This window comes from Hymenobacter jeongseonensis, assembly GCF_015694725.1.
In the GTDB taxonomy this organism is placed as follows: domain Bacteria; phylum Bacteroidota; class Bacteroidia; order Cytophagales; family Hymenobacteraceae; genus Hymenobacter; species Hymenobacter jeongseonensis.
The window spans coordinates 425,449-446,739 of record NZ_JADQDQ010000002.1 but is presented as its reverse complement, the minus strand read 5'-3'; the positions used below and the strand labels follow the sequence as shown (position 1 = coordinate 446,739).

The following is a 21,291-nucleotide window of genomic DNA, read 5'->3' as shown; positions in this document are numbered from 1 at the left end:
AAGGGCCCTTATTTGGGTACAAAGCGATACAGCGCCAGCCCAATGCATGTGAATACCAGGCTGGGCACCCACGCTGCAATCAGGGGGTCGAGGCTGCCTACTTGCGCCAAGTTGCGGCTTAGCATCACAAAAATGATGAACACAAAGGCCAGCACAAAGCCCAGCGCAATCTGGCCGCCCACGCCCGCCCGCGATTTGCGGGCACTGAGCGTCACGCCAATCAAGGTGAGCACCACGATGGCAAACGGGTAGGAATACCGCTCGTATTTGTCGCTTAAATAGAGCTGGGTATCATCGGCGCCCCGCTCGATTTTGGTTTGGATATAGGCATTCAATTCGGGCAGGGTCAGGGTTTCGGCCAGGCGGTACGTGCTGGCAAAATCCTTCGGGTACAGGTTCAACGTAGTGTCGCGCGCGGGCACGGTTTCCAGTTTCTCTTCTCCCGTGCCTTGAAAGGTGCGAATTAATTGCGGCGACAAATGCCACACCCGTTTAGTCGAATCCCAATTAATGGCATCGGCCGTGAGGCGGCGGCGCAACATGGTGCCATCTATGGTTTCGAGCGCGAACCGAAAGCCGACGTTGTTGATGTTGTCGTAGCTCTCCATGAACACGTAGTGGCGTTTGTCCAAACGGAAATGCACGTTGCGCCCCTGAAACCGGTAAGGCAATTTGATATAAGCCCGCTCGAACGCTACCCGGGATTTGTTGCCAATGGGCAGTACCCAGCCCGTAAGGCCGAATATCAGCAGGCCCACCACCGCGCCGCCCATGGCGTAGGGCAGCATCAGGCGCTTAAAACTCACACCACTGGCCAGAATAGCCACAATTTCGGTGCGGGCTGCCAATTGCGCCGTGACGAAAACGACGGCAATAAAAATAGTAATTGGCGAAAGGAGATTGGCGAAATAAGGAAACAGATAAACGTAATAGCCGAAAATAACTTTCGACATCGGCAGATTGTGCTGAATAAAATCGTCGTTTTTCTCCGTGAAATCAATGACGCAAATCACCGAAACGAGAATAACCACCGAGAAAAAAAACGCGGCGAGAAATTTCTTGATGATGTACTTGTCGAGGATATTCACGTTAAGAGAATTATGAGTTTTGAATTAGGAGTTATGAATTGGAGGGCGGCTTTATTATCGAAACGCTAACTCCTAATCCATGACTCCTAATTACAATCTGGTCATCACCTGCTTCACCATCCGGTCTTTCCAGGGCCCAAACGTGCCGGCCACGATTTGCTTGCGTGCTTCCTTCACCAGCCACAGGTAAAAGGCCAAGTTGTGCGCCGAGGCAATTTGCGGCCCCAGCATTTCCTGGCACTGAAAGAGGTGCCGCAGGTAAGCGCGGGAATAAAACGTGCTGGCGTGCCCGCCTAGTTCGGCGTCTATGGGAGAAAAATCGGTGGACCACTTCTTATTGGTCACGTTCATGATGCCCTGCGTGGTAAACAGCATGCCGTTGCGGGCGTTGCGGGTCGGCATCACGCAGTCAAACATGTCCACGCCCAAGGCAATGTTTTCCAGAATGTTGGCGGGCGTGCCCACCCCCATCAGGTAGCGCGGCTTGTCTTTGGGCAGAATGTCGCAGACCAGTTCGGTCATTTCGTACATCAGTTCGGCCGGCTCACCCACGCTCAAGCCACCGATGGCGTTGCCCTCGCGGCCCTGCGCCGCAATAAACTCTGCCGACTTAATGCGCAAGTCCTTGTAAGTGCTGCCCTGCACAATCGGAAAAAGCGTCTGCTGGTAGCCGTACAGGCCTTCGGTGCTATCGAAACGCTGAATGCAGCGCTGCAGCCAGCGGTGCGTCATGTCGAGGGAGCGGGCGGCGTAGTCGTACTCGCAGGGCCAGGGCGTGCACTCGTCGAAGGCCATGATTATATCAGCTCCGATGACGCGCTGAATGTCCATCACGCCCTCGGGCGAAAACAAATGCTGGCTGCCATCAATGTGCGAGCGAAATTTTACGCCCTCTTCCTTGATTTTGCGGGTGTTGCTGAGCGAATACACTTGGTACCCGCCGCTATCCGTCAGAATGGGCCGGTCCCAACCGTTGAATTTGTGCAAGCCGCCGGCCGCTTGGAGCACATCCAGGCCCGGGCGCAGGTATAGGTGGTAGGTATTGCCGAGAATAATCTGGGCGTTGATGTCCTCTTTGAGGGTGTGCTGCGATACCGCTTTCACGGTGCCGGCCGTGCCCACGGGCATGAAAATCGGCGTTTCAATGGTTCCGTGGGCCGTTTCGAGGCGGCCGGCGCGGGCTTTGGTCGCGGGGTCTTGGGCGAGAAGGTCAAAAGTCATAAGCAGGGGCAAAGGTAGCCCGCCCGTTGCGCGTCCCGTACTTTTGCCGGCCCCTTCAAGTACGCTTCCCCGTTGCAGCTCACCGTCCCCACGTCCCCGTTTTTCTGGTTGTTGCTCGCGTGCGTACTGGTGCAGCTTTTTTACGCGGCGTATTTCTTCTGGCCCTTCGCCCGCCGCGCCCCCGAAGCGCCAGCTGATAGCCCCGGACCCGACACCGAACCCGTTTCCATCGTCGTTTGCGCCCGCAACGAGCTCGACAACCTGCGGCGCCTGCTGCCCCTGCTCCTCAAGCAGGATTACCCCGCCGGTTTTGAAATAATCCTCATCGACGACCGCAGCGACGACGATACCTACCTCTACGCCCAGCAGCTGGCCCAGTATTACCACGAAAAAGTGCGCTTGGTGAGCGTGGCCCGCACACCCCGCGGCTTCGCCCCCAAGAAATTCGCCCTCACCCTCGGCATCAAAACCGCCCGCTATCCGCGCCTGCTCTTTACCGATGCCGACTGCATTCCGGCCACCAACCAATGGGTGCGCCTCATGCAGCGCGGGTTTGCCGCCAACGACCAGCCAGCCGATTTGGTGGTTGGTTTCTCCGCCTACGCTGAAGCGCCGGGCTTTCTCAACCAGCTCATTCGCTTCGAAACCTTGCTCACTGCGGCGCAATACCTCAGCTTTGCTTGGCGCGGCTGGCCCTATATGGGCGTGGGCCGCAACTTGGCCTATACCCGCGGCTGCTTCACGGCCACCAAAGGCTTCGCTTCCCACATTCGCCAACTCAGCGGCGACGATGACCTAATGGTGCAAGACGCCGTGCGCCAAGGCCAGCGCGTGGCCGTGGTGGCCGACCCTGCGGCCCACACCCTGAGCGAGCCCGCCGCCACCTGGGCCGCGTGGTGGCACCAAAAACGCCGGCATTTGTCGGCTGGCCGGGCCTATCGGTTTCCCGACCGGTTGCGGGTGGGCACCTTCTTAGTAGCCAACATGTTGTTCTATTTGGCTGCCGTTGTGCTAGTATTTTCCCCAAACAATTGGATACCTTTGGCGGTGGTATGCGCCCTCCGAACCTTGTTTGTGAGCGCCGTATACGCCCGCCTGAGCCGGCGCCTCGACCAGTCCGTAATCGTCGGATTGCTACCGGTGCTTGACTTAGTTTATTTTGTTCAATATCTGGCCTTGGGAATTTCGCTGTTCCTTAATCGCACCCTTCGATGGAAGTAAACAATCAAGATATTCAAAAGCAGTTTTCAGCCAAAGCCAAGCACGACTTCAAGCTGATTCGCGCCGCCGTGGACCACGGCGACGAGAAAGCCTACGCCGAGCTGATGCACATCTACAAAAAGCCCGTGTACCACGTGGTGCTCAAGATGGTGCGCAACCAGGACGACGCCGAAGACCTGACCATCGAGGCTTTCGCCAAGGCCTTTCGCAACCTGCACAAGTTCAACCCCGAGTACGCCTTCAGCACGTGGCTGTTCCGCATTGCGACCAACAACTGCATCGATTTTATCCGCAAGAATAAAATCAAAACCATGTCGATTGACTCTGCCATCAAGGTGGACAACGGCGACGAAATCACCATCGATTTCCGCGACAACGACCTGAACCCGGCCGAGCACGCCGTGCGCAACCAGAAAATCGAAATCATGCGCCACGTGGTGTCGCGCCTGCCCGATAAGTACCAGCGCCTCGTGAGCCTGCGCTATTTCGATGAGCTCAGCTACGAAGAAATTGCCACCGAGCTCAAAGCCCCCCTCGGCACCGTGAAAGCTCAGTTGCACCGCGCCCGCGAGTTGCTCTATGACATGGTGAAGCACACTAAGCAGATTATTTAAATCAAAAAGCCCCGGCGCAAGTCGGGGCTTTTTTTATGGAATAAAACCGCCGTCATGCTGAGCTTGTCGAAGCATCTCTACCGCAGTAGTAATCAGATTTACTATTGCGGTAGAGATGCTCCGACAAGCTCAGCATGACGTTCTGGTGCGCTGCCTTTCGCACCTTTGCACCCATGAACCTCCTGCAGCACTACTTCCCCGAACTCACACCCCAGCAACTTCAGCTTTTTAAGCAACTGGAAACCGAGTTTCGGGCCACCAACGAAGCCATCAACCTCGTGTCGCGCCCCGACATGGATAATTTCACGGAGCGCCACCTGCTGCACTCCTTGGGCATTGCCAAAGTGGTGAAGTTTCCCAAAGGCAGTACGGTGCTGGATGTGGGCACCGGCGGCGGCTTGCCGGGCCTGCCACTGGCCATCATGTTTCCGGAGGTGCATTTCCACCTCGTTGACAGCATTGGGAAGAAAATCCGGGCGGTGCAGTTCATGGCCGCTGCTTTGGGCCTGGACAACGTGACCGCCGAACAAACCCGTGCCGAGCAGGTACGCCAAAAGTTTGATTTCGTGGTGAGCCGAGCTGTGGCGCGTCTCGCCACCTTCCACCCCTGGATAGCCCACCGCTACAAGCCCCAGGGTGCCCCCGGCGCCGGCCTCTACTACCTGAAAGGCGGCGACCTAACCGAAGAAATTGCCGAATCCGGCCTAAAAGCGAAAGTGACCAACCTGAGCGACTTCTTCAGCGAAGAATTTTACGAGACCAAGAAAGTCGTTTTTGTTGCCGCGAAGTAGCAAACGCCCTGGTCAAGCAAGGCGTGGTTACGCCGGCACTTCGGCCGTCAGGAACTCCACCGCCCGCCGTTCCGAGTAGTACTCGCCATCGGGCGAGCCTTCCGGAAAGCCCACGTGCCCGCCTTCTGGCGGCGTTTCCAAAAACACAAACGGCGAACTGGCCGCCACTTCCCGGGGGAAGCAAGAGGCCGGTAAAAACGGGTCGTTCTGCGCATTTACAAGCAGCGTGGGTACCTGAATGCCGCTCAGGTAGCGTCCCGAGCTGGCGTGCTGGTAGTAGGCATCGGCCGAGTCGAACCCGTGCATGGGGGCGGTGTAGCGGCTGTCGAATTCCTGAAAGTCGCGTAGCTCCTCAATGCCATTCAAGTCAACTTGCCCCGGCAGCAGCTCGGCTTTGGCCCGCACCTTCAAGCGCAATGATTTTAGAAAGCGCCGCAGGTACACTTGGTTTTGGGGGCGGCTAATGTGCACCGAGCTGGCCTGCAAATCGGTCGGTACCGAGAAAACGGCAGCTCGCTTCACCTCTGTGGGTACCCGCTCAGAGGCCTCGCCCAGATACTTCAGCGTCACGTTGCCGCCGGCGCTAAAACCCACGAGGTACACCCGCTGGTAGCGTCCGGTAGCCAGCGCGTGGCGCAGCACCAGGTCGAGGTCATCGGTGTCGCCGAGGTGGTAGGAGCGGAGCAGGCGGTTCATCTCGCCGCCGCAGCTGCGGTAGTTCCACGCCAGCGCGTCGAGGCCGGCGCGGTTGAGGGCGCGCACCATGCCGCGCATGTAGGGCCGCGAAGCGTCGCCTTCGAGGCCGTGCGAGACAATAGCCAAGCCATCGGTGGGGCGCATTGCGGGCAAGCGGCTCCAGTCGATGTTCAGAAAATCGCCGTCGGGCAGCTCCAGCCGTTCGCGCTGGTAGGCTACGTCGGGCACGGTGCGCCACAGGCTGGGTACTATGGTTTGGAGGTGGCCGTTAAAGAGGTAAAACGGCGGCTGATAGCGGGATTCGGATACGAGTGGCATGGCGCGGATAGGTTAACAAAGTAGCTGCGCAATGGTGGGAAAGGATAGGTAGTAAAGTTCGCACATAATCGGCATGCATACTAATTTTAGTTTGGGCTACTTAGACCTGGCGGCGTTGCCGTTGGCCAATGGGCTTCCCCTCAATATTTTTGCCAACATGGTTTGATATTGCCGAGCAGGTTCGTACCTTTGCCCTCCCAAACACAGAACTCAAGCATAACGCTCCCATATATTCCAACTCATGGCAAACCATAAGTCGGCCCTCAAACGCATCCGCAGCAACGAAGCTAAGCGCGTGTTGAACCGTTACCAGCACAAATCCACTCGTACAGCTATCAAGCGCCTGCGCGAAGCCACTGACAAAACGGCCGCTCAGGAGCTGCTGAAGAAAGTGTCGTCGATGTTGGACCGTTTGGCCAAAAAGAACATCATCCACAAGAACAAAGCTGCTAATAACAAAAGCAAGCTGACAAAGCTCGTCAACGCGCTCTAAGTGCGAGACGAGTTTAGTAGGGCCAGACTGCGCCGCCCCAAGGTCTGGTTCTACGCTCTTTACAAAAGCCCTGCTCCGCAACGAGCAGGGCTTTTTGCATTTGGCTTAAAGCATGCTTTGGAAGCTGTTTTCAGCAATGATTAGCGCCATGCGCCGCTGGTGCAATCTTCGAAAGCTCAGGAAACCGATTAGGGAAGGCTTTCGCCTAAGCCATTCGACGCGGGCGTGAGCTTGGGATAATCGTTGTACTTACCAACTGCGAGGCAAGAAAAAGGCTCCACCCATATGCGGGTGGAGCCTTTTTCTTGCCTCGCAGTTGTATAAACAATTACGGCGCACAAACAACAGAAGGTTACGCTACGCTCACCTTCACCATGTTGGCTTTGCCTTTATCCTGAATCGGCATTGAGCCGGTGTTGATGAAGACATCGCCGGCCTCCAAATGGCCGGTAGTGGTGAGGACGTAGCGGATATCGGCCACGGTGCTGTCTGTGCTGATGAGGCGGTCGTAGTAAAAGCCGCGGACGCCCCACACCAAGCTCAGGGAGGTGAGCAGCGGGCGGTTATCGGTGAAAATAAAGATGTTGGCTTTGGGACGGTACTTGGCCAGCTGGAAGGCCGTGTAGCCGTTGTGGGTCATGCCCGTGATGGCTTTGGAGCCCGTGTTCTTCGCCAAGTGACAAGCGGCCGAGAGCACGCTGTCGGCCATGAAATTGGCGCCGGCAGGGTCGATGGGCCACCACTTATGGAACAACTGCGGGCTGCGGCTTTCCACGCTCAGAATGGTGCCCACCATGGAACGGATTACCTCGGCGGGGTAGGCGCCCACGGCGGTTTCGGCAGAGAGCATCACCGCATCGGCACCGTCGAGCACGGCGTTGGCTACGTCGCTGGTTTCGGCACGCGTGGGGCGCGGGGCCGTAATCATGCTTTCCATCATTTGGGTGGCCACGATAACGGGCTTGCCGGCCGCGTTGCACTTGGCAATAATCATCTTCTGGGCCATTGGCACCTCCTCCATCTTCACTTCCACGCCGAGGTCGCCGCGGGCCACCATCACGGCGTCGGTGACGGCAATGATTTCGTCGATGTTACGCAGGCCGTCGGGCGTTTCAATTTTGGCCACTACGCGGGTTTTTTTGCCGGCCTCCGCAATCAGTTTTTTGATGAACAGGATGTCATCGGCTTTGCGGGCAAAGCTGAGGGCTACCCAGTCCACGTCGTTGGCCAGGCCAAACTGCAGGTCTTCCATGTCCTTTTCCGTCATCGACGGAGCCGACACTTCAGAATCGGGCAAGTTGATGCCTTTGCGGGGCTTCACGAGGCCGCCGTAGATTACTTCCACGTCCACTTCCTGGTCGCGGTCGGTAGCGAGGACTTTCAGCTCGATTTTGCCGTCGTCGATAAGAATCATGTCGCCGGCTTTCACGTCGCGGGCCAGGCCCAAGTAAATCGTGCTCAGGCGCGTGGCCGTGCTGATTTCCTTCTCGCCGCACACCAGCTTGATTTTGTCGCCTGCCTTGATTTCAACCCCGCCGCCCTCAACTTCGCCCAAACGAATCTTTGGTCCCTGCAAGTCCTGTAGCAGGCCCACTGAGGTGCGCATGTCCTTGTTTAGCCGCTGCACAGTATGGATAACCGAGAGGTGGTCTTCGTAAGAACCGTGCGAGAAGTTGAGGCGAAATACGTCGACTCCTTCCCGGATAAGCGTGCCGAGGCGTTCGTATGTATTGGAAGCGGGGCCTACCGTGGCCACGATTTTGGTTTTGTTAAAGGCAGGACGATTTTCCATGTATTGGGGGGTTGATTACAAAAAAACTCCCCTCCTTTGGTAAGGAGAGGATGTTCCAGCGAAGCTGAAACGAGGGCCGTTGAACTGGTTGACCGAAGAGCGAACAATTCCTGCGAACGGTTCTGCCCTGGGTCGGGCAATGATTCAACGGTACCAGCCTGCGCTTTGCGCAAGCATTCCCTTCCGGGGACTGGAAGGAGAATTATGAGGAGATTACAGAATTAAATTTTCCTTATATTTCAGCGTATTTGGGTCAAACTGACACACGTACTGCACGGCCTCCAAAGCTGTTAGTTGTTGCATCAATTCTTCATCGGCCAGGGCTCCGCAACCGTTGCTGACGGCCAGCAGATAGTCGTATTCTTTAATATCGGGGGCTAAGAACGGCTTTTTTAAGTTAGAGGGCGCAATGGAGCGGTTGCGCAGCAGGCGAAAAGTAAGCGTTTCGGTAGCGTGCAGGTAGTGCGTGAATACCAGGCGGCCCCGGCTGAGCAAGTTGAGCAGGAGCTCGGGTTGCTTGATGAGGCGCAGGCGCAGGGCCCGGTTCAGGGTCCAGGCCAGGGTATAGTCGCGGGTGCTGCTGACGAGCCCAAACAGGGCAAAGTCGCACTCGTAATCAACGTCGAGGGTGAAAGTCTTCATAAGGCCGCGGATAGGGCACCCGCCAAGCGGGCAGGGCAAAGCTACGGCTTGCAAGGGGGCGCTACTAGACCCGCCGCCATAATCTTATACCCGCAATTGGGAAGTGCGGGCGTGGGTTAGTTGGAAAATCTCTCGTTACTTTGCGCCGTAGTTTTCCCTAAACCCCACGGAAATGTCTGAAATCGCAGAAAAAGTAAAGGCCATTATTATTGATAAACTGGGCGTTGAAGCCTCGGAAGTTACCACCGAAGCCAGCTTCACCAACGACCTGGGTGCTGACTCGCTGGACACCGTCGAGCTGATTATGGAGTTCGAAAAGGAGTTCAACGTGAGCATCCCCGACGACCAGGCCGAGAACATCGGCACCGTGGGCCAAGCCATCAGCTACCTCGAAGAGCACGCTAAATAGTTTTTGTTACCTCGGAGCGCAACGCCGGATTTGAGCGGACTATTTTACCCGACTTTCTTGTTGCGCCCGGAATAAACAGGTAGTTCTGGGCATACCGGCCGGCCCGCCGCCGGCCGGTTTTGCTGTTTTATCCCGCTTCACATTTCGCGCCATTGGCGTTTGCTTATGTCGTCCATCCGACGGGTTGTTGTTACCGGCCTTGGGGCCATCACACCGCTGGGCAATACTGCCCCAGCTTACTGGGAAGGCCTGCGCACGGGCACAAGCGGCGCTGCCGCCATCACCCGCTTCGACCCGGCCAAGTTTAAAACCCGCTTCGCCTGCGAAGTGAAAGGCTACGAGCCCGATAATTTCTTTGACCGCAAGGAGCATCGCAAGATGGACCTCTTCACCCAGTTTGGGGTGGTAGCCGCCGACGAAGCCATTGCCGATTCCGGCATCCTGGAAAGCGGCGTGGACAAGGACCGGGTGGGCGTGATTTGGGGCTCCGGCATTGGAGGCCTGAAGTCGCTGCAGGAAGAATGCATCGCCTTCGGCCGCGGCGACGGCACGCCGCGCTATTCGCCCTTCTTTATCCCGCGCATGATTGCCGACTCCTCGTCGGGTAATATTTCCATTAAGAACGGTTTCCGCGGCCCCAACTTCGTCACCACTTCGGCCTGTGCCTCGTCGAACGACTCCATCATTGCTGCGTTCAACAACATTCGCCTCGGCCTAGCCGATGTGATGGTGACGGGCGGCTCCGAAGCGGCCATCACCGAATCGGGCGTGGGCGGCTTTAATGCCCTCAAGGCCATGAGCGAGCGCAACGACGACCCGGCTTCGGCTTCGCGGCCCTACGATAAAGACCGCGACGGTTTCGTGCTGGGCGAGGGCGCCGGCGCCCTCGTGCTCGAAGAATACGAACACGCCAAGGCACGCGGCGCCAAAATGTATGCCGAGCTGATTGGGGGCGGCATGTCATCGGACGCCTACCACATCACCGCGCCCGACCCCAGCGGCGAAGGCGTGGTGCTTGTGATGAAAAACGCCCTGCGCGATGCAGGCATCACCACGGCGGAGGTTGACTACATCAACACGCACGGCACCAGCACGCCCCTCGGCGACGGCGCCGAAATCAAAGCCATTGAGAAGGTTTTTGGCGAATTTGCTGAGAAAATCAACATTTCCTCCACAAAAAGCATGACCGGCCACTTGCTGGGCGGTGCCGGCGGCGTGGAGGCGGTGGCCTGCATCATGGCCATGCACCACGGCTTGGTGCCGCCCACCATCAACCTGCACACGCCCGACCCGGAGATTAACCAGGCGCTGAATTTTACGCCGAACGTGGCCCAGGAGCGCGACGTGCAGATTGCGATGAGCAACACCTTTGGTTTTGGCGGCCACAACACCTCGGTGATATTCCGCAAGCTGTAGGTGGTTCAAAACCGGCAGTTGAACAAGTAAAAACGTCATGCTGAGCTGGCCGAAGCAGCTCTACCGCGCAACTAATCTTGGTTAGTTTTGAGGAAGAGATGCTTCGGCCAGCTCAGCATGACGTTCTTGTTTTAAGATAATTCCCTTTTACGCGTTAGCACCTTCTACTTTGCTCGGTTTCGTTTCCCGTTTTTTTGGTTCAGATAAGGCATTCCGCCAGGCAATTAGCACGGTTACGGGCCTCACGCCAACCAATGTGAAGCTGTATCGACTGGCTTTCACGCACTCGTCGGCGGTGCGGCAGCAGCCCGCACTGGGGCGCCACCACACCAATGAGCGGCTGGAGTTTTTGGGCGATGCCGTGCTGGGCACCGTCGTGGCCGAATACCTTTTTCGGAAGTATCCCTACGAGCAGGAAGGTTTTCTGACGGAGATGCGCTCGCGCATCGTGAACCGTGAAAGCCTGAACGGCATTGCCCTCAAGCTGGGCCTCGATAAGCTGGTGCAACTGGACGCCGCCCAGGGCCGCGCCGCCCGTTCGCGCTCCGTAAATGGCAACGCGTTGGAAGCGCTGGTAGGCGCGGTGTACCTAGACTTGGGGTATAAAGCAGCCCGGAAATTTGTCCTCACTCGCTTGGTAAAAGGTTTTGTGGACGTTCATACCCTCACCACTACCACCGCCAATTTCAAAAGCAAGCTGGTGGAGTGGGCGCAGCGCCAAGGCAAAACCCTGCGCTACGATATTTCAGGCGAGGCCCGGCCGGGCGGCATGATGGAGTTTACGGCCTCGGTGCTGCTGGACGAGGAAGTGGTAGCCACCGGCATGGGCTTGAGTAAGAAGCAGGCCGAGCAGCTAGCCGCCGACCGGGCGCTGACGGCGTTGGGCGTGGCGTAAAACAAAGTCGTCAGCCCGCGGTGCGGGCTAGGCGAGGAAACGGTGTAGCAACCCGACTCGGCCATTCTGAGTTATTGGCAGGTCCTTTCTTCTAATTCTTGCCCTTCACCTATGCGCATTGCCGGTGCCGCCCTCAACCAGATTCCCATCGATTGGGAGCACAACCTTCGCAACATCCGCACGGCCATTGAACTGGCGAAGGAAAACGGCGTGGAACTGCTGTGCCTGCCCGAGCTTTCGCTCACCGGCTACGGCTGCGAAGACCTGTTTCTGAGCGACTGGATGCCCGAGGCGGCGCTGGCGCAGTTGCAACAGGTGCGGCCGTGGACGCACGGAATTTGCGTGGTGGTGGGCCTGCCCGTGCGGCTGAACATGCGCACCTACAACACGGCGGCCGTGCTACGCGACGGAGAAATTCTGGGCTTTGCCGCCAAGCAGTTTCTGGCCAACGACGGGGTGCACTACGAAACCCGGTTTTTTGAGCCCTGGGTGGCGGGCGAAACCACCTCCGTGGAGTGGGAAGGGCAGAAATGGGAGCTGGGCGACTTGGTTTTCGAGCATAAAAACGTGCGTTTCGGCTTCGAAATATGCGAAGACGCGTGGCGGCCCGACGACGTGCGGCCCGCCTGCCGGCTGGTGGGCAAGGTCGATTTGATTGTGAATCCGTCGGCCAGCCACTTTGCCATGAGCAAAACCGATGTGCGCTACCAACTGGTAATGAAGGCGTCGCGCACGTTCAATTGCACCTACCTCTACGCCAATTTGCTGGGCAATGAGGCCGGGCGCATCATCTACGACGGGGAGATTCTGGTGGCGCGCAACGGACACTTGCTGCTGCGCAACCAGCTGCTGAGCTTCAAGGAAGTGGATTTGGAGTGGATGGACGTTGATTTCACCGCCGAGCTGGCGCCCGCCGCCGAGATAGTGCCGCTGGCGGAGCCCGATGAGTACAAAGAGCTCAACCAGGCCATGAGCCTGGGCCTGTTTGACTACATGCGCAAGTCTCGCACCCGCGGCTTTGTGCTGAGCTTGAGCGGCGGGGCCGATTCTTGCTTCTGCGCCGTGGGCGTGGCCGAAATGGTGCGGCTGGGCGTGGAAGAGCTGGGCGAGGAGGAGTTCAAGCGCCGCAGCGGCTGCTTTCCGGCCGCGATTGAAACCGTGGTGCAGCAGGAAGGGGCCGGCGGCAAAGCGGCGCAGGTGGTGCGGGAAGAACCCTCGGCTGCTCCAGCGGCACTTAGCCGTAATCAGGAGTTGGTGCGGCACTTACTCAGCTGCGCCTACCAGGGCACCGTCAATTCGTCGGATGACACGTTCAATTCGGCCAAGGAATTAGCGGATAGCTTGGGGGCCCGGTTTCACAACTGGGGCATTGACGAGGAAGTGGCCGGCTACGTGGGCAAAATTCAAACGGCGCTGGAACGGGAGTTGACCTGGAAAACCGACGATTTGGCCCTGCAGAATATTCAGGCCCGGGTGCGGGCGCCCGCCATTTGGCTGCTGGCCAACGTGCAGAATGCCCTGCTCATCACTACCTCCAACCGCTCCGAGGCCAGCGTGGGCTACTGCACCATGGACGGCGACACGGCCGGCAGTATCTCGCCCATTGCCGGCGTCGATAAGGACTTTGTGAAAAAATGGCTGCGCTGGGCCGAAACCGAACTCGGCTACTCCGCGCTGCGCCATGTGAATGCCCTGCAGCCCACCGCCGAGTTGCGCCCCCTCGAGGATAAACAAACCGACGAGCGTGACCTCATGCCCTACACCTTGCTCAACCGTATCGAGCGCTTGGCCTTCTATGACCGCCTCAGCCCCAGCAAAGTACTGGCCACGCTAGAAACCGAAGCAACCGGTTTCGACCGCGAGCAACTGAAAACCTACGTGCGCCGCTTCTACTCGCTCTGGAGCCGCAACCAGTGGAAGCGCGAGCGCTACGCCCCCAGCTTCCACCTAGACGATTACAACGTGGACCCACGCTCCTGGCTGCGGTTTCCCATTCTCAGCGGCGGGTTTGCGGCCGAGCTGGCTGCGTTGTAGCTCTGCTATTGGTTGGAAGGAGCTCACGTGGAGCTGGGCTAGCGACCTGGCCTTCTACGCGGGGCTTTGACTCCGTTGTTTTTTCTTCATTAATCCAGAAGTGCGAAATATAAATTGCTGGTAGACATTGGGGTAAGGATAAGTTGGGGTAATTGGCGCAAGTTTTTGCAGCGAATAGAACCTACTAGCTCGAAAGCCATGCTGCCAGCGGATTGAAAGCCGGTGCTAAGTGGGTAATTTGTCAACACGTTAGCCCAGTACTTGTGGATTGCACGCTTCCGCTGCTCGTCGCAGTTGCTCCCGAAACTTCTATTCCCTTGCCTGTGGATTCGGGGGAAGCGGCTTTGGTAGCGGAGTTGCAGCTGGGCAGCGAAGTCGCCTTTCGCACCTTGGTGGCGCGGTACCAGGGCCGGGTTTACCGCACAGCACTTTCCTTGCTGCGCAGCCCCGAAGAAGCGGAAGATGTGGCCCAGGAGGTTTTTGTGGAAGTCTACCAGACCATTTCCCGTTTTCGAGGTGAAGCGTCGCTAACTACCTGGCTCTACCGGCTGGCCACCTCCCGGTCTCTCAAAACCCGCCGGAAGGCCCACGCTAAAAAGCGCTTTGCCTATTTCACCAGCTTGCTGGGCTTCGACAACGACATCCTGCACGAACCGCCCGACCATGCGCACCCGCAAGCGCTGCTTGAGGGGCGGCAGCAACTACAACTCTTGCTCGACCACATTGCGCGGTTGCCCGACCAGCAGCAGGTGGCCTTTACCCTGCGCCACGAGCAAGCACTGAGCTACGACGAAATAGCCGCAGTGCTAACCACCACCGTGCCCGCCGTGGAATCTCTGCTGTTTCGGGCCCGGCAAACGCTCCGCAAACACGTTCAACCCCACTTTCGCCATGTCTGATTCATCCTTTCGCACCTCGCCCGACGAGGAGTGGGCGGACCTGATGCGCCAGTTGCAAGACCAGCCGCAAGCGCAGCCCCGCCCGTTCTTTTACAACCGGGTGACCGCCCAGCTCTCCAGCCGAGCGACTGCCCACCGCCGCGGCTTGCCCGTGTGGATGCTCCGCCCAGCCTACGCCGCCCTGCTCGGCGTGATAATGCTCGCGCTGAGCGGCGATGCCAGTGCGTTGCGCGTAGCCCCGGACGTCCCCTCCGAAAGCTCTGCTGATTTTGGGCAGCCGCAGACTCCCTCGCCGCACTAAACGACCTGCTAAATGCGCTGAACGGCGACGCCTTTCCCAATCAACCCATCAAGTTCACCGGTAACAGTACCTTTGAGCCTTATTTCATCCTTGCGCTGTATGCTGCCTTTTCTCGCTTCTATTTACTGGAACGTTGACCCCATCATTCACGCCTTTGGGCCGTGGACGGTATTTGGCACCCAACTGGGGCCGATTACGCTGCGCTGGTATGGCCTGTTTTTCATGCTGCCCTTCGTGTTGGGCACCTTCATCCTGAATCATATCTACCGGTCGGAGCGCACCTCGCCGCAGTGGGTCGATGTGATTACCATTTACATGCTGGTTGGCACCATCGTGGGAGCACGGCTGGGGCACATGCTGTTCTACGACTTCGATGCGTTGGTGGCGGACCCCATGGTGGTGTTCCGCATCTGGCAGGGCGGCTTGGCGAGCCACGGGGCCACGATTGGTATCTTGTTGGCCTGCTGGCTGTTTGCGCGCAATAATAAGTTCGATTACCTGTGGGTGCTCGACCGTATTGTGATTGTGGTGGCACTGGGCGGCGCCTGCATCCGGACCGGCAATCTGATGAACTCCGAAATCGTGGGCAAGCCAACCAATGTACCGTGGGCTTTTATTTTTCCGCGTGATACCGAGCACCTCATCCAAGGCGTGGCCGTGCCGCGCCACCCCACGCAGCTATACGAGGCATTGTTCTGCATTTTCCTGCTCATCCTGCTTTATTCCCTCTGGAACCGCACCAAGGACCGCACGCCCCGTGGCCTGCTCTTCGGTTTGTTTGTGGTGCTGCTTTTCACCCAGCGCTTTTTGGGCGAATACCTGAAGGAAAACCAAGTGGCGTTTGAAGACGGCAACCTGTTCAACCAAGGGCAGCTGCTGAGTATTCCGATGATATTTATCGGGATTTGGGTGCTGTGGCGGGCGGGCAAAGACCCGCAGAATCCCTACGGCTACGCCCCGCGCGACCTAGGCAAGGAAGGCGACCCAGGAGCCACCGCCCAGGCACCGCCCCAGCCAGGCGCCTTGCCCAGTCTGAACCAGCCGCGCGGGCAGAAGAAATAAGTAATTAAAGCAAAAAAAGGCCCGCCTGGTATCCTACCAGGCGGGCCTTTTCGGTAGCGTCCATTCGGCTGCTTATGGCATCGTAAACTCGTACAGGTTGCCTTCTTCGGTGCTGATAACCAACGTATTTTCGTCTTTAAACTCGGCGCCCTCCGTTTGGCCGGCGCCCTGCAGGTCTACCTGACGGGGCGTGGCCTTGAGGATATCGGCCCACGAACTGCCGTCCAGAATAAACAGTTCGCCCCGCCCGAGGAGGACCAGCCGGCGTCCGCTGGGACTCAGGGCGGCATCGGTTACCTGGCCCGGAATGGCGATGCTGCCGGCGCGCGTGGCCGTGTGGGTGCCGGGTTGGTCGGATACGGTATAGACGTTGCTGGTTTGTTCCTGCGGGTCCTTCGTGAACAGCCACACCTTGCCCTCGTGCCACAAGGTGGCTTCGCAGTCGAAATTGCGCTGCTTTTTCTTGGGCGGGAACTCGTTCTGGTCCGGGTAGGTGAAGGAGATGGTGCCGATTTGCTGCGGATTGGCCGGATTCAGGCGCAGCAAGCGCAAGTCACGGCGGTCGGAGTTGTTGTTGCCGCAGTCGCCAATGAAATAGTTGCCTTGCGGGTCGCGGGTAAGGCTTTCCCAATCCTTGTTTTTGGCCCCGACGTCCACTTTGCTAGTTACGCTGCCCGTGCCGTCTATTTGGTAGAGCGTGGCCACGTTGCCGTTGTCGCCAAACGTGAAATAGCTGCCCGCTTGCGGACCCAGGGCCAAGCCCGAGCTTTCGGACACTCCATCGAGGCGGCCAACCCGGCGCAGGCCGGGCACGGCGGCGTCAATCATGCGGCTTTCGAGGGAGTCTTTCTTTTTCTTCTTCTTGGATTTGCCAGCCTGCTCAGTGGTCGACGTGCCTGCCGCGGTGGTTTCGTCGCTTTGGGCTTCGGAGCAAGCAGCAGAAGTGAGGAATACAGCCAACGCAGCCGGAAAGAGGGGAATTAAACGCATCGAAAATCGGGATTGATACAAGTGATAAAGCAGAAGATTACTGCTGCCTATACGGGCACAAATCCCTACGGTACGGGGTCGAAGCCGTGGCCGCCCCACGGATGGCAGCTGGCAATGCGCCGCACGGCCAGGCGCCCGCCGCGCCACGGCCCGTATTTGGTGATGGCCTCGGCCGCATACGCCGAGCAAGTGGGCGTGTAACGGCAGCTGGGCGCCGTGAGCGGCGAAATGAAGTGGCGGTAAAACCAGACCAAACCAAGAAAGAGGGCGCGAAACAACCGGGACATGGCATGAAGGTAAAGACTTGATTTAAAATGCGGAGTTTCCCCGGGGGCTACTTCGGCAACGCATTCAACTCGTCTTTCCACCGTTCCCAGTCGGGCATGAGCCGCTTTTGCAGGTCATAAAATGCCTTGGAATGGTCGCCTACCAGCAAGTGGCAGCACTCATGCAGCAGCACGTAGTCCAGGCATTCGGGGCGTGCCCGAATGAGTTCGGGGCTGAGCCGAATGCGGGCCGAGCGGGGCGTGCAACTGCCCCAGCGCGTGCGCATGTGGCGCACGAACAGCGTGGGGCGGGTGAGGTTGAACTCGGCGAAGCGCGGCCACACGCGTTCCAGCGACTCGGAAAAGTGGGCACCGGCCCGGCGGACGTACCAGGTGTGGAGCAATGCTTCCGTCTGGGGCACAGAAAGCGGCGCTGGAGAATGAACCACCAACTCATCGCCCACGATGGCTACACTGGGCCGTGCCGCTGCCACGAATCGCAACCGGTAGGGCTGGCCTTGGTAATAATGCACACTGTCGGCGTCGAAGCGCCGGGTGGGAGCGGGGGCCGGGCGGGCCGCGAAAGTGGCTTGGTGCTTCAGAATCCAATCGGCTCTTTTAAGCACCTGCTGGGCCACCCACTCGGCTGAAATACCGGCTGGGGCACTGACGTGGACGCTGCCATCGGGCCGCACGGCGAAGCCAATGGTGCGTCGCGACCGAAAGACGAGGGTATAGGTAAGCGGTTGATTCTTATAGAGAAGGGTTTCGCGGCGCGGCGCGGCAGAGAAAGAGCGGGGCATAGGGCAGCAAGTTCGGCAGTGAGGCCTGAACTGATAACCCCTGAACGGGGCAAAATAATTTCGGCTCAAACCTCAACCATTTGCCAGCAGCATGTTACCTTCCCCTCATGCAACACTGTTTACCTCGATATCTTTCAATTTTTAGTTTCTTTTTGGTTTGCTTCGGCTTGCTACCAGTTGCGTCTGCCGTAGCCCAGGGCAACGGGCCCGGGGTGCGGGGCGGGCGCGCAGCAGCGTTGGGCAACGCCTCAGTGGCACTGGCCGGCGAGGTGTGGAGCATGGGCAACAACGTGGCCGGGCTAAGCGAGATTCAGCGGCCCACGGTGGGGTTTTATGCTGAAAACCGCTACTTCAGCTCGGCCCTGAACGTGGGGGCGCTGACGGTGGCCCTGCCATTGGGCCGCCCGCTTGGCGTTGGGCCTTCGGCCGATGGTACGGCCCCTGCACCTGCCGCGGCCGCTGTTTGGGCCCGCCACGGCGTGGTCGCGTTCGAAGCCCAGCGTTTCGGGGGGCAGCTTTACAACGAAACCCGCGTGGGCGCCGGCTACGGCTACCGGTTCGGGCAAATCAGCTTGGGGGGGCGGGTCGACATGCTGCAAGTCAGCATCGAAGGCTTGGGCAGCCGGCGCGTGCTGCTGGGCACGTTGGGCGGCCAAATCGAAGTCATTCCCCAGCGGCTCAGCTTCGGCGCCTCGCTCTACAACCTCAGCCAAACCAAGCTGGCCAGCTACCAGACCGAGCGGGTGCCCACCGTGCTCAAAGCCGGCCTGGCTTATCGTCCCACCACGCAAGTGCTGGTGGTGGTCGAAACCGAAAAAGACGTGGAGCGTGCCGCCAACTTCAAGGCCGGACTGGAGTACCGGCCGGTGCCCGTGCTGGCAGCCCGCATTGGGCTTGCCACCCTCACGGAGCAAGCCAGCGCGGGAGTTGGTGTTCTGGCCGGGGCGTTTCAGATTGATTACGCGGCCACCTTCCAACAGGCCCTGGGCTTTAGCCAGCACCTGAGCGTGAGTAAATCCTGGGGTAAGTAATTTTTAATTACTAATTGAGAATTACTGATTAAAAATTGGGGATGAAAAAACGCGTTACTCTCATTCTGTTTTGCTGTTGCCGGTTAATTAATTACCTGAAAAATCAGGAGACTAATTCATGGGCTACCAGCTTTAGATTAGCACTGGTTTTCCTGGTAATTATTGCTTCGCAATTCGTAATAACTAATTCGGTATTCGCTCAGGACTACACCCGGCGGGCTCCCGACCTGGACCGCCTTACGCAGGAGCTGTTTGCGGAAATTCAATCGGACCAGGTGCCGTACGAAGACCTCTACGAAACCCTGCTCCAGTATTATCAAACGCCTATCAACCTCAACACGGCCACCCGCGAAGAGCTGCGGTCGTTGCTGCTGCTGAATGAAAACCAGATAACCACCCTGCTGCGCCACCGAGAGGCCAACGGCGACTTGCTGAGCGTATATGAGCTGCAAAGCATTGAGGGCTACGACCTGCGGACGATAAACCGCATTCTGCCGTTCATGAGCGTGCTCAGTGGCAACCAAAACGCCTCCCGTGGCTCGTTGTGGCAGCGCATTGCCAGCGAAGACAACAACGCCCTGTACCTGCGCTACGAGCGGGTGCTGCAGCAGCGCCAGGGCTACACTCCGCCCACGCTCTACCAGGGCAAGCCCACCACGCGCTACCTCGGCTCGCCCGACAAGATGCTGATACGCTACCGCGTGAGCCACACCAAGGACTTCAGCGTGGGTTTTTCGATGGAAAAGGACGCCGGCGAACCGCTTACCTGGAATCCCAAAAACGGGCAGTTTGGCGCCGATTACGTGTCGGCGCACTTGCTGATTCAGGAGCGGGGGCGGCTGAAAACCCTGGCCTTGGGCGACTACCAGCTACAGTTTGGACAAGGCCTGCTACTGTCGTCGGGATTGGGCGTGGGCAAGGGCGCCGAAACAATTACCACGTTGCGGCGCTCGTCGGTGGGCGTGCGGGCGTATTCATCGCTGCTCGAAAATACGTTTTTCCGCGGCGGGGCCGCCACGGTGCAGGTAGCGCCCACGGTGCAGGCCACGGGCTTCGTATCCCACAAAAACGTGGACGCCAACCTGCAGCAAGCCCAGGATTCGTTGGCGCAATTCGACGAATTTACCTCGGGCCTGCTGTACACCGGGTTTCACCGCACGGCCTCGGAAATAGCCAACCGCCGCCAACTGGCCGAAACCGTGGGGGGCGGCAACGTGGGCTACACCAGCCGCAACGGCAACCTGGCCGTCGCGGCCACCGGCGTGTTCACGCACTACGGCACGCCGCTACTCAAGCGCGCCGAGCCCTACAATCGGTTCGAGCTAAGCGGCCGTGATAATCTGGCCCTGTCGGTAAACTACAGCTATGTGTGGCGCAACCTGCTGGTTTTTGGCGAAACGGCGCGCACCACCAGCGGCGGCCTGGGCACGGTGAATGGCCTGCTGGCCAGCCTCGGCCCCACCGTGGACGCAGCCGTGCTGGTGCGGCACTACGACCGGGACTTCAACACCATCTACGGCAACGCTTTCGGCGAGAACACCCGCAACATCAACGAAACCGGGGTTTACATTGGTCTGAAAGTGCGCCCCGTGGCCCGTTGGGAAGTATCGGCCTACTACGACCAGTTTAGCTTTCCGTGGCTGCGCTACCGGGCCAGCGCCCCCACCGACGGCCACGATGCCCTGCTGCGTTTGGCCTTCACACCCACCAAAACCAACCTGCTCTACGTGCAGCTGCGCCAGCGCCTGAAGCCCCGCGACCTGCCTACCGATGACGCAACCCGCCCGGTGCCGCTGCCCGGCGAACAGCTCCGACAGAGCATCCTGGTATATTACAACACCGCACCGACCACCAATTTGGAGATGCGCACCCGTGTGCAAGCCTCGCGCCTACGCGACGACAACGGCCTGGCCTGGCGGCAAGGCTACGTGCTGGCCCAGGACTTTAGCTACCGCCTCAACTCCGCCCTCAAGCTCACGGCCCGCTACTCCATTTTCGATTCTGATGACTACGACACCCGCCAGTACGTGTATGAGCAGGACGTGCTGCTGGCTGTGTCCATCCCGGCCCTTTACGGCCAGGGCACGCGGATTTACGGCATCGCCGAAATCCGCGTGAACCGCGCCATCACCTTCTGGCTGCGGTATGCCGAAACGCGCTACCGGTACCAAAGCACCGTCGGTTCGGGCCTGGAGACAATTCAGGGGCCACTGCGCGGCGAGGTAAAAGCGCAGATGCGGGTGAAGTTTTAACCGAACACCAAAGGCAATTAAAAAGGCCCCGTTACTGTCAAGTAACGGGGCCTTTTT

21 protein-coding genes are annotated in these 21,291 nt (G+C 58.7%); 13 read left to right on the top strand and 8 right to left on the bottom strand.

The features are described from left to right. Positions 1 to 8 precede the first annotated feature (8 nt). Together I2I05_RS05500 and tgt are read right to left on the bottom strand one after the other, a co-directional pair. Positions 9 to 1,088: an LptF/LptG family permease gene (locus tag I2I05_RS05500; protein WP_196281218.1), complete on the bottom strand. Its 1,080-nt coding sequence runs from the start codon at positions 1,086 to 1,088 to the stop codon at positions 9 to 11. A gap of 90 nt (positions 1,089 to 1,178) precedes the next feature. Continuing rightward, the gene (gene tgt / locus I2I05_RS05495) at positions 1,179 to 2,309 is read right to left on the bottom strand and encodes a tRNA guanosine(34) transglycosylase Tgt (RefSeq protein WP_196281217.1); all 1,131 of its coding nucleotides are present in this window, start codon (positions 2,307 to 2,309) and stop codon (positions 1,179 to 1,181) included. 72 nt (positions 2,310 to 2,381) lie between these two features. On the opposite strand from tgt, the gene I2I05_RS05490 reads away from it, so the two are divergent. From I2I05_RS05490 to rsmG, 3 genes are all read left to right on the top strand, one after another. Further along, on the top strand, positions 2,382 to 3,530 hold the full coding sequence (locus I2I05_RS05490) for a glycosyltransferase (RefSeq protein ID WP_196281216.1): 1,149 nt from the start codon (positions 2,382 to 2,384) through the stop codon (positions 3,528 to 3,530). Further along, positions 3,521 to 4,144 (top strand): RNA polymerase sigma factor, encoded by a 624-nt coding sequence (locus I2I05_RS05485; protein WP_070728736.1) that lies wholly within the window; start codon positions 3,521 to 3,523, stop codon positions 4,142 to 4,144. Before I2I05_RS05490 ends, I2I05_RS05485 begins: the two co-directional genes overlap by 10 nt. A gap of 173 nt (positions 4,145 to 4,317) precedes the next feature. Then, complete coding sequence (rsmG, locus tag I2I05_RS05480) at positions 4,318 to 4,935, top strand: 16S rRNA (guanine(527)-N(7))-methyltransferase RsmG (protein WP_196281215.1); 618 nt, start codon at positions 4,318 to 4,320, stop codon at positions 4,933 to 4,935. Positions 4,936 to 4,962: 27 nt separating this feature from the next. Here the strand turns inward: rsmG and I2I05_RS05475 are convergent, their stop codons facing one another. Further along, entirely contained in the window at positions 4,963 to 5,949 is a 987-nt protein-coding gene (locus I2I05_RS05475) for a YheT family hydrolase (RefSeq protein WP_196281214.1), read from the bottom strand. Between the two features lie 241 nt (positions 5,950 to 6,190). On the opposite strand from I2I05_RS05475, the gene rpsT reads away from it, so the two are divergent. Continuing rightward, positions 6,191 to 6,442 carry a 30S ribosomal protein S20 gene (rpsT, locus tag I2I05_RS05470; RefSeq protein ID WP_046245794.1) on the top strand — a complete coding sequence of 84 codons (252 nt, stop codon included), beginning with the start codon at positions 6,191 to 6,193 and terminating at the stop codon, positions 6,440 to 6,442. Positions 6,443 to 6,794: 352 nt separating this feature from the next. Here rpsT and pyk read toward each other — a convergent pair whose 3' ends face one another. Continuing rightward, entirely contained in the window at positions 6,795 to 8,234 is a 1,440-nt protein-coding gene (gene pyk, locus I2I05_RS05465) for a pyruvate kinase (RefSeq protein WP_196281213.1), read from the bottom strand. Positions 8,235 to 8,447: 213 nt separating this feature from the next. Continuing rightward, positions 8,448 to 8,876 carry an IPExxxVDY family protein gene (locus I2I05_RS05460; protein WP_196281212.1) on the bottom strand — a complete coding sequence of 143 codons (429 nt, stop codon included), beginning with the start codon at positions 8,874 to 8,876 and terminating at the stop codon, positions 8,448 to 8,450. 172 nt (positions 8,877 to 9,048) lie between these two features. Here I2I05_RS05460 and I2I05_RS05455 point away from each other — a divergent pair, with 172 nt between their 5' ends. The 7 genes from I2I05_RS05455 (at position 9,049) to lgt (ending at position 15,892) form a co-directional block, all read left to right on the top strand. Beyond that, positions 9,049 to 9,285 (top strand): acyl carrier protein, encoded by a 237-nt coding sequence (locus I2I05_RS05455; protein WP_035564218.1) that lies wholly within the window; start codon positions 9,049 to 9,051, stop codon positions 9,283 to 9,285. A gap of 165 nt (positions 9,286 to 9,450) precedes the next feature. Continuing rightward, positions 9,451 to 10,701, top strand: coding sequence for a beta-ketoacyl-ACP synthase II (gene fabF / locus I2I05_RS05450; RefSeq protein WP_196281211.1), 1,251 nt, complete (start codon positions 9,451 to 9,453; stop codon positions 10,699 to 10,701). Between the two features lie 169 nt (positions 10,702 to 10,870). Beyond that, positions 10,871 to 11,596, top strand: coding sequence for a ribonuclease III (rnc, locus tag I2I05_RS05445; RefSeq protein ID WP_196281210.1), 726 nt, complete (start codon positions 10,871 to 10,873; stop codon positions 11,594 to 11,596). Positions 11,597 to 11,707: 111 nt separating this feature from the next. After that, entirely contained in the window at positions 11,708 to 13,630 is a 1,923-nt protein-coding gene (nadE, locus tag I2I05_RS05440) for an NAD(+) synthase (protein WP_196281209.1), read from the top strand. 323 nt (positions 13,631 to 13,953) lie between these two features. Continuing rightward, positions 13,954 to 14,529: an RNA polymerase sigma factor gene (locus I2I05_RS05435; RefSeq protein WP_317192325.1), complete on the top strand. Its 576-nt coding sequence runs from the start codon at positions 13,954 to 13,956 to the stop codon at positions 14,527 to 14,529. Continuing rightward, on the top strand, positions 14,522 to 14,830 hold the full coding sequence (locus tag I2I05_RS05430; protein WP_196281207.1) for a hypothetical protein: 309 nt from the start codon (positions 14,522 to 14,524) through the stop codon (positions 14,828 to 14,830). Before I2I05_RS05435 ends, I2I05_RS05430 begins: the two co-directional genes overlap by 8 nt. Before the next feature lie 99 nt (positions 14,831 to 14,929). After that, positions 14,930 to 15,892: a prolipoprotein diacylglyceryl transferase gene (gene lgt / locus I2I05_RS05425; protein WP_196281206.1), complete on the top strand. Its 963-nt coding sequence runs from the start codon at positions 14,930 to 14,932 to the stop codon at positions 15,890 to 15,892. Between the two features lie 72 nt (positions 15,893 to 15,964). Here the strand turns inward: lgt and I2I05_RS05420 are convergent, their stop codons facing one another. The 3 genes from I2I05_RS05420 to I2I05_RS05410 all read right to left on the bottom strand — a co-directional run bounded on the left by I2I05_RS05420 (position 15,965) and on the right by I2I05_RS05410 (position 17,951). Beyond that, positions 15,965 to 16,882, bottom strand: coding sequence for a hypothetical protein (locus tag I2I05_RS05420; protein ID WP_196281205.1), 918 nt, complete (start codon positions 16,880 to 16,882; stop codon positions 15,965 to 15,967). Positions 16,883 to 16,947: 65 nt separating this feature from the next. Then, on the bottom strand, positions 16,948 to 17,169 hold the full coding sequence (gene yidD, locus I2I05_RS05415) for a membrane protein insertion efficiency factor YidD (protein WP_196281204.1): 222 nt from the start codon (positions 17,167 to 17,169) through the stop codon (positions 16,948 to 16,950). A gap of 47 nt (positions 17,170 to 17,216) precedes the next feature. Then, complete coding sequence (locus tag I2I05_RS05410) at positions 17,217 to 17,951, bottom strand: M48 family metallopeptidase (protein WP_196281203.1); 735 nt, start codon at positions 17,949 to 17,951, stop codon at positions 17,217 to 17,219. A 167-nt stretch (positions 17,952 to 18,118) separates the two neighbouring features. Here I2I05_RS05410 and I2I05_RS05405 point away from each other — a divergent pair, with 167 nt between their 5' ends. Both I2I05_RS05405 and I2I05_RS05400 read left to right on the top strand, forming a co-directional pair. Continuing rightward, positions 18,119 to 18,982 (top strand): hypothetical protein, encoded by an 864-nt coding sequence (locus tag I2I05_RS05405; protein ID WP_196281202.1) that lies wholly within the window; start codon positions 18,119 to 18,121, stop codon positions 18,980 to 18,982. Between the two features lie 275 nt (positions 18,983 to 19,257). After that, positions 19,258 to 21,234 (top strand): helix-hairpin-helix domain-containing protein, encoded by a 1,977-nt coding sequence (locus I2I05_RS05400; protein ID WP_317192320.1) that lies wholly within the window; start codon positions 19,258 to 19,260, stop codon positions 21,232 to 21,234. Positions 21,235 to 21,291 lie beyond the last annotated feature (57 nt).

Bases quoted from the DNA above. Each gene is read 5' to 3' on its own strand.
- tgt (WP_196281217.1), bottom strand. From the start codon at position 2,309: ATGACTTTTGACCTTCTCGCCCAAGACCCCGCGACCAAAGCCCGCGCC.
- I2I05_RS05485 (WP_070728736.1), top strand. From the start codon at position 3,521: ATGGAAGTAAACAATCAAGATATTCAAAAGCAGTTTTCAGCCAAAGCC.
- rsmG (WP_196281215.1), top strand. From the start codon at position 4,318: ATGAACCTCCTGCAGCACTACTTCCCCGAACTCACACCCCAGCAACTT.
- I2I05_RS05475 (WP_196281214.1), bottom strand. From the start codon at position 5,949: ATGCCACTCGTATCCGAATCCCGCTATCAGCCGCCGTTTTACCTCTTT.
- rpsT (WP_046245794.1), top strand. From the start codon at position 6,191: ATGGCAAACCATAAGTCGGCCCTCAAACGCATCCGCAGCAACGAAGCT.
- pyk (WP_196281213.1), bottom strand. From the start codon at position 8,234: ATGGAAAATCGTCCTGCCTTTAACAAAACCAAAATCGTGGCCACGGTA.
- I2I05_RS05460 (WP_196281212.1), bottom strand. From the start codon at position 8,876: ATGAAGACTTTCACCCTCGACGTTGATTACGAGTGCGACTTTGCCCTG.
- I2I05_RS05455 (WP_035564218.1), top strand. From the start codon at position 9,049: ATGTCTGAAATCGCAGAAAAAGTAAAGGCCATTATTATTGATAAACTG.
- fabF (WP_196281211.1), top strand. From the start codon at position 9,451: ATGTCGTCCATCCGACGGGTTGTTGTTACCGGCCTTGGGGCCATCACA.
- nadE (WP_196281209.1), top strand. From the start codon at position 11,708: ATGCGCATTGCCGGTGCCGCCCTCAACCAGATTCCCATCGATTGGGAG.
- I2I05_RS05430 (WP_196281207.1), top strand. From the start codon at position 14,522: ATGTCTGATTCATCCTTTCGCACCTCGCCCGACGAGGAGTGGGCGGAC.
- lgt (WP_196281206.1), top strand. From the start codon at position 14,930: ATGCTGCCTTTTCTCGCTTCTATTTACTGGAACGTTGACCCCATCATT.
- I2I05_RS05420 (WP_196281205.1), bottom strand. From the start codon at position 16,882: ATGCGTTTAATTCCCCTCTTTCCGGCTGCGTTGGCTGTATTCCTCACT.
- yidD (WP_196281204.1), bottom strand. From the start codon at position 17,169: ATGTCCCGGTTGTTTCGCGCCCTCTTTCTTGGTTTGGTCTGGTTTTAC.
- I2I05_RS05410 (WP_196281203.1), bottom strand. From the start codon at position 17,951: ATGCCCCGCTCTTTCTCTGCCGCGCCGCGCCGCGAAACCCTTCTCTAT.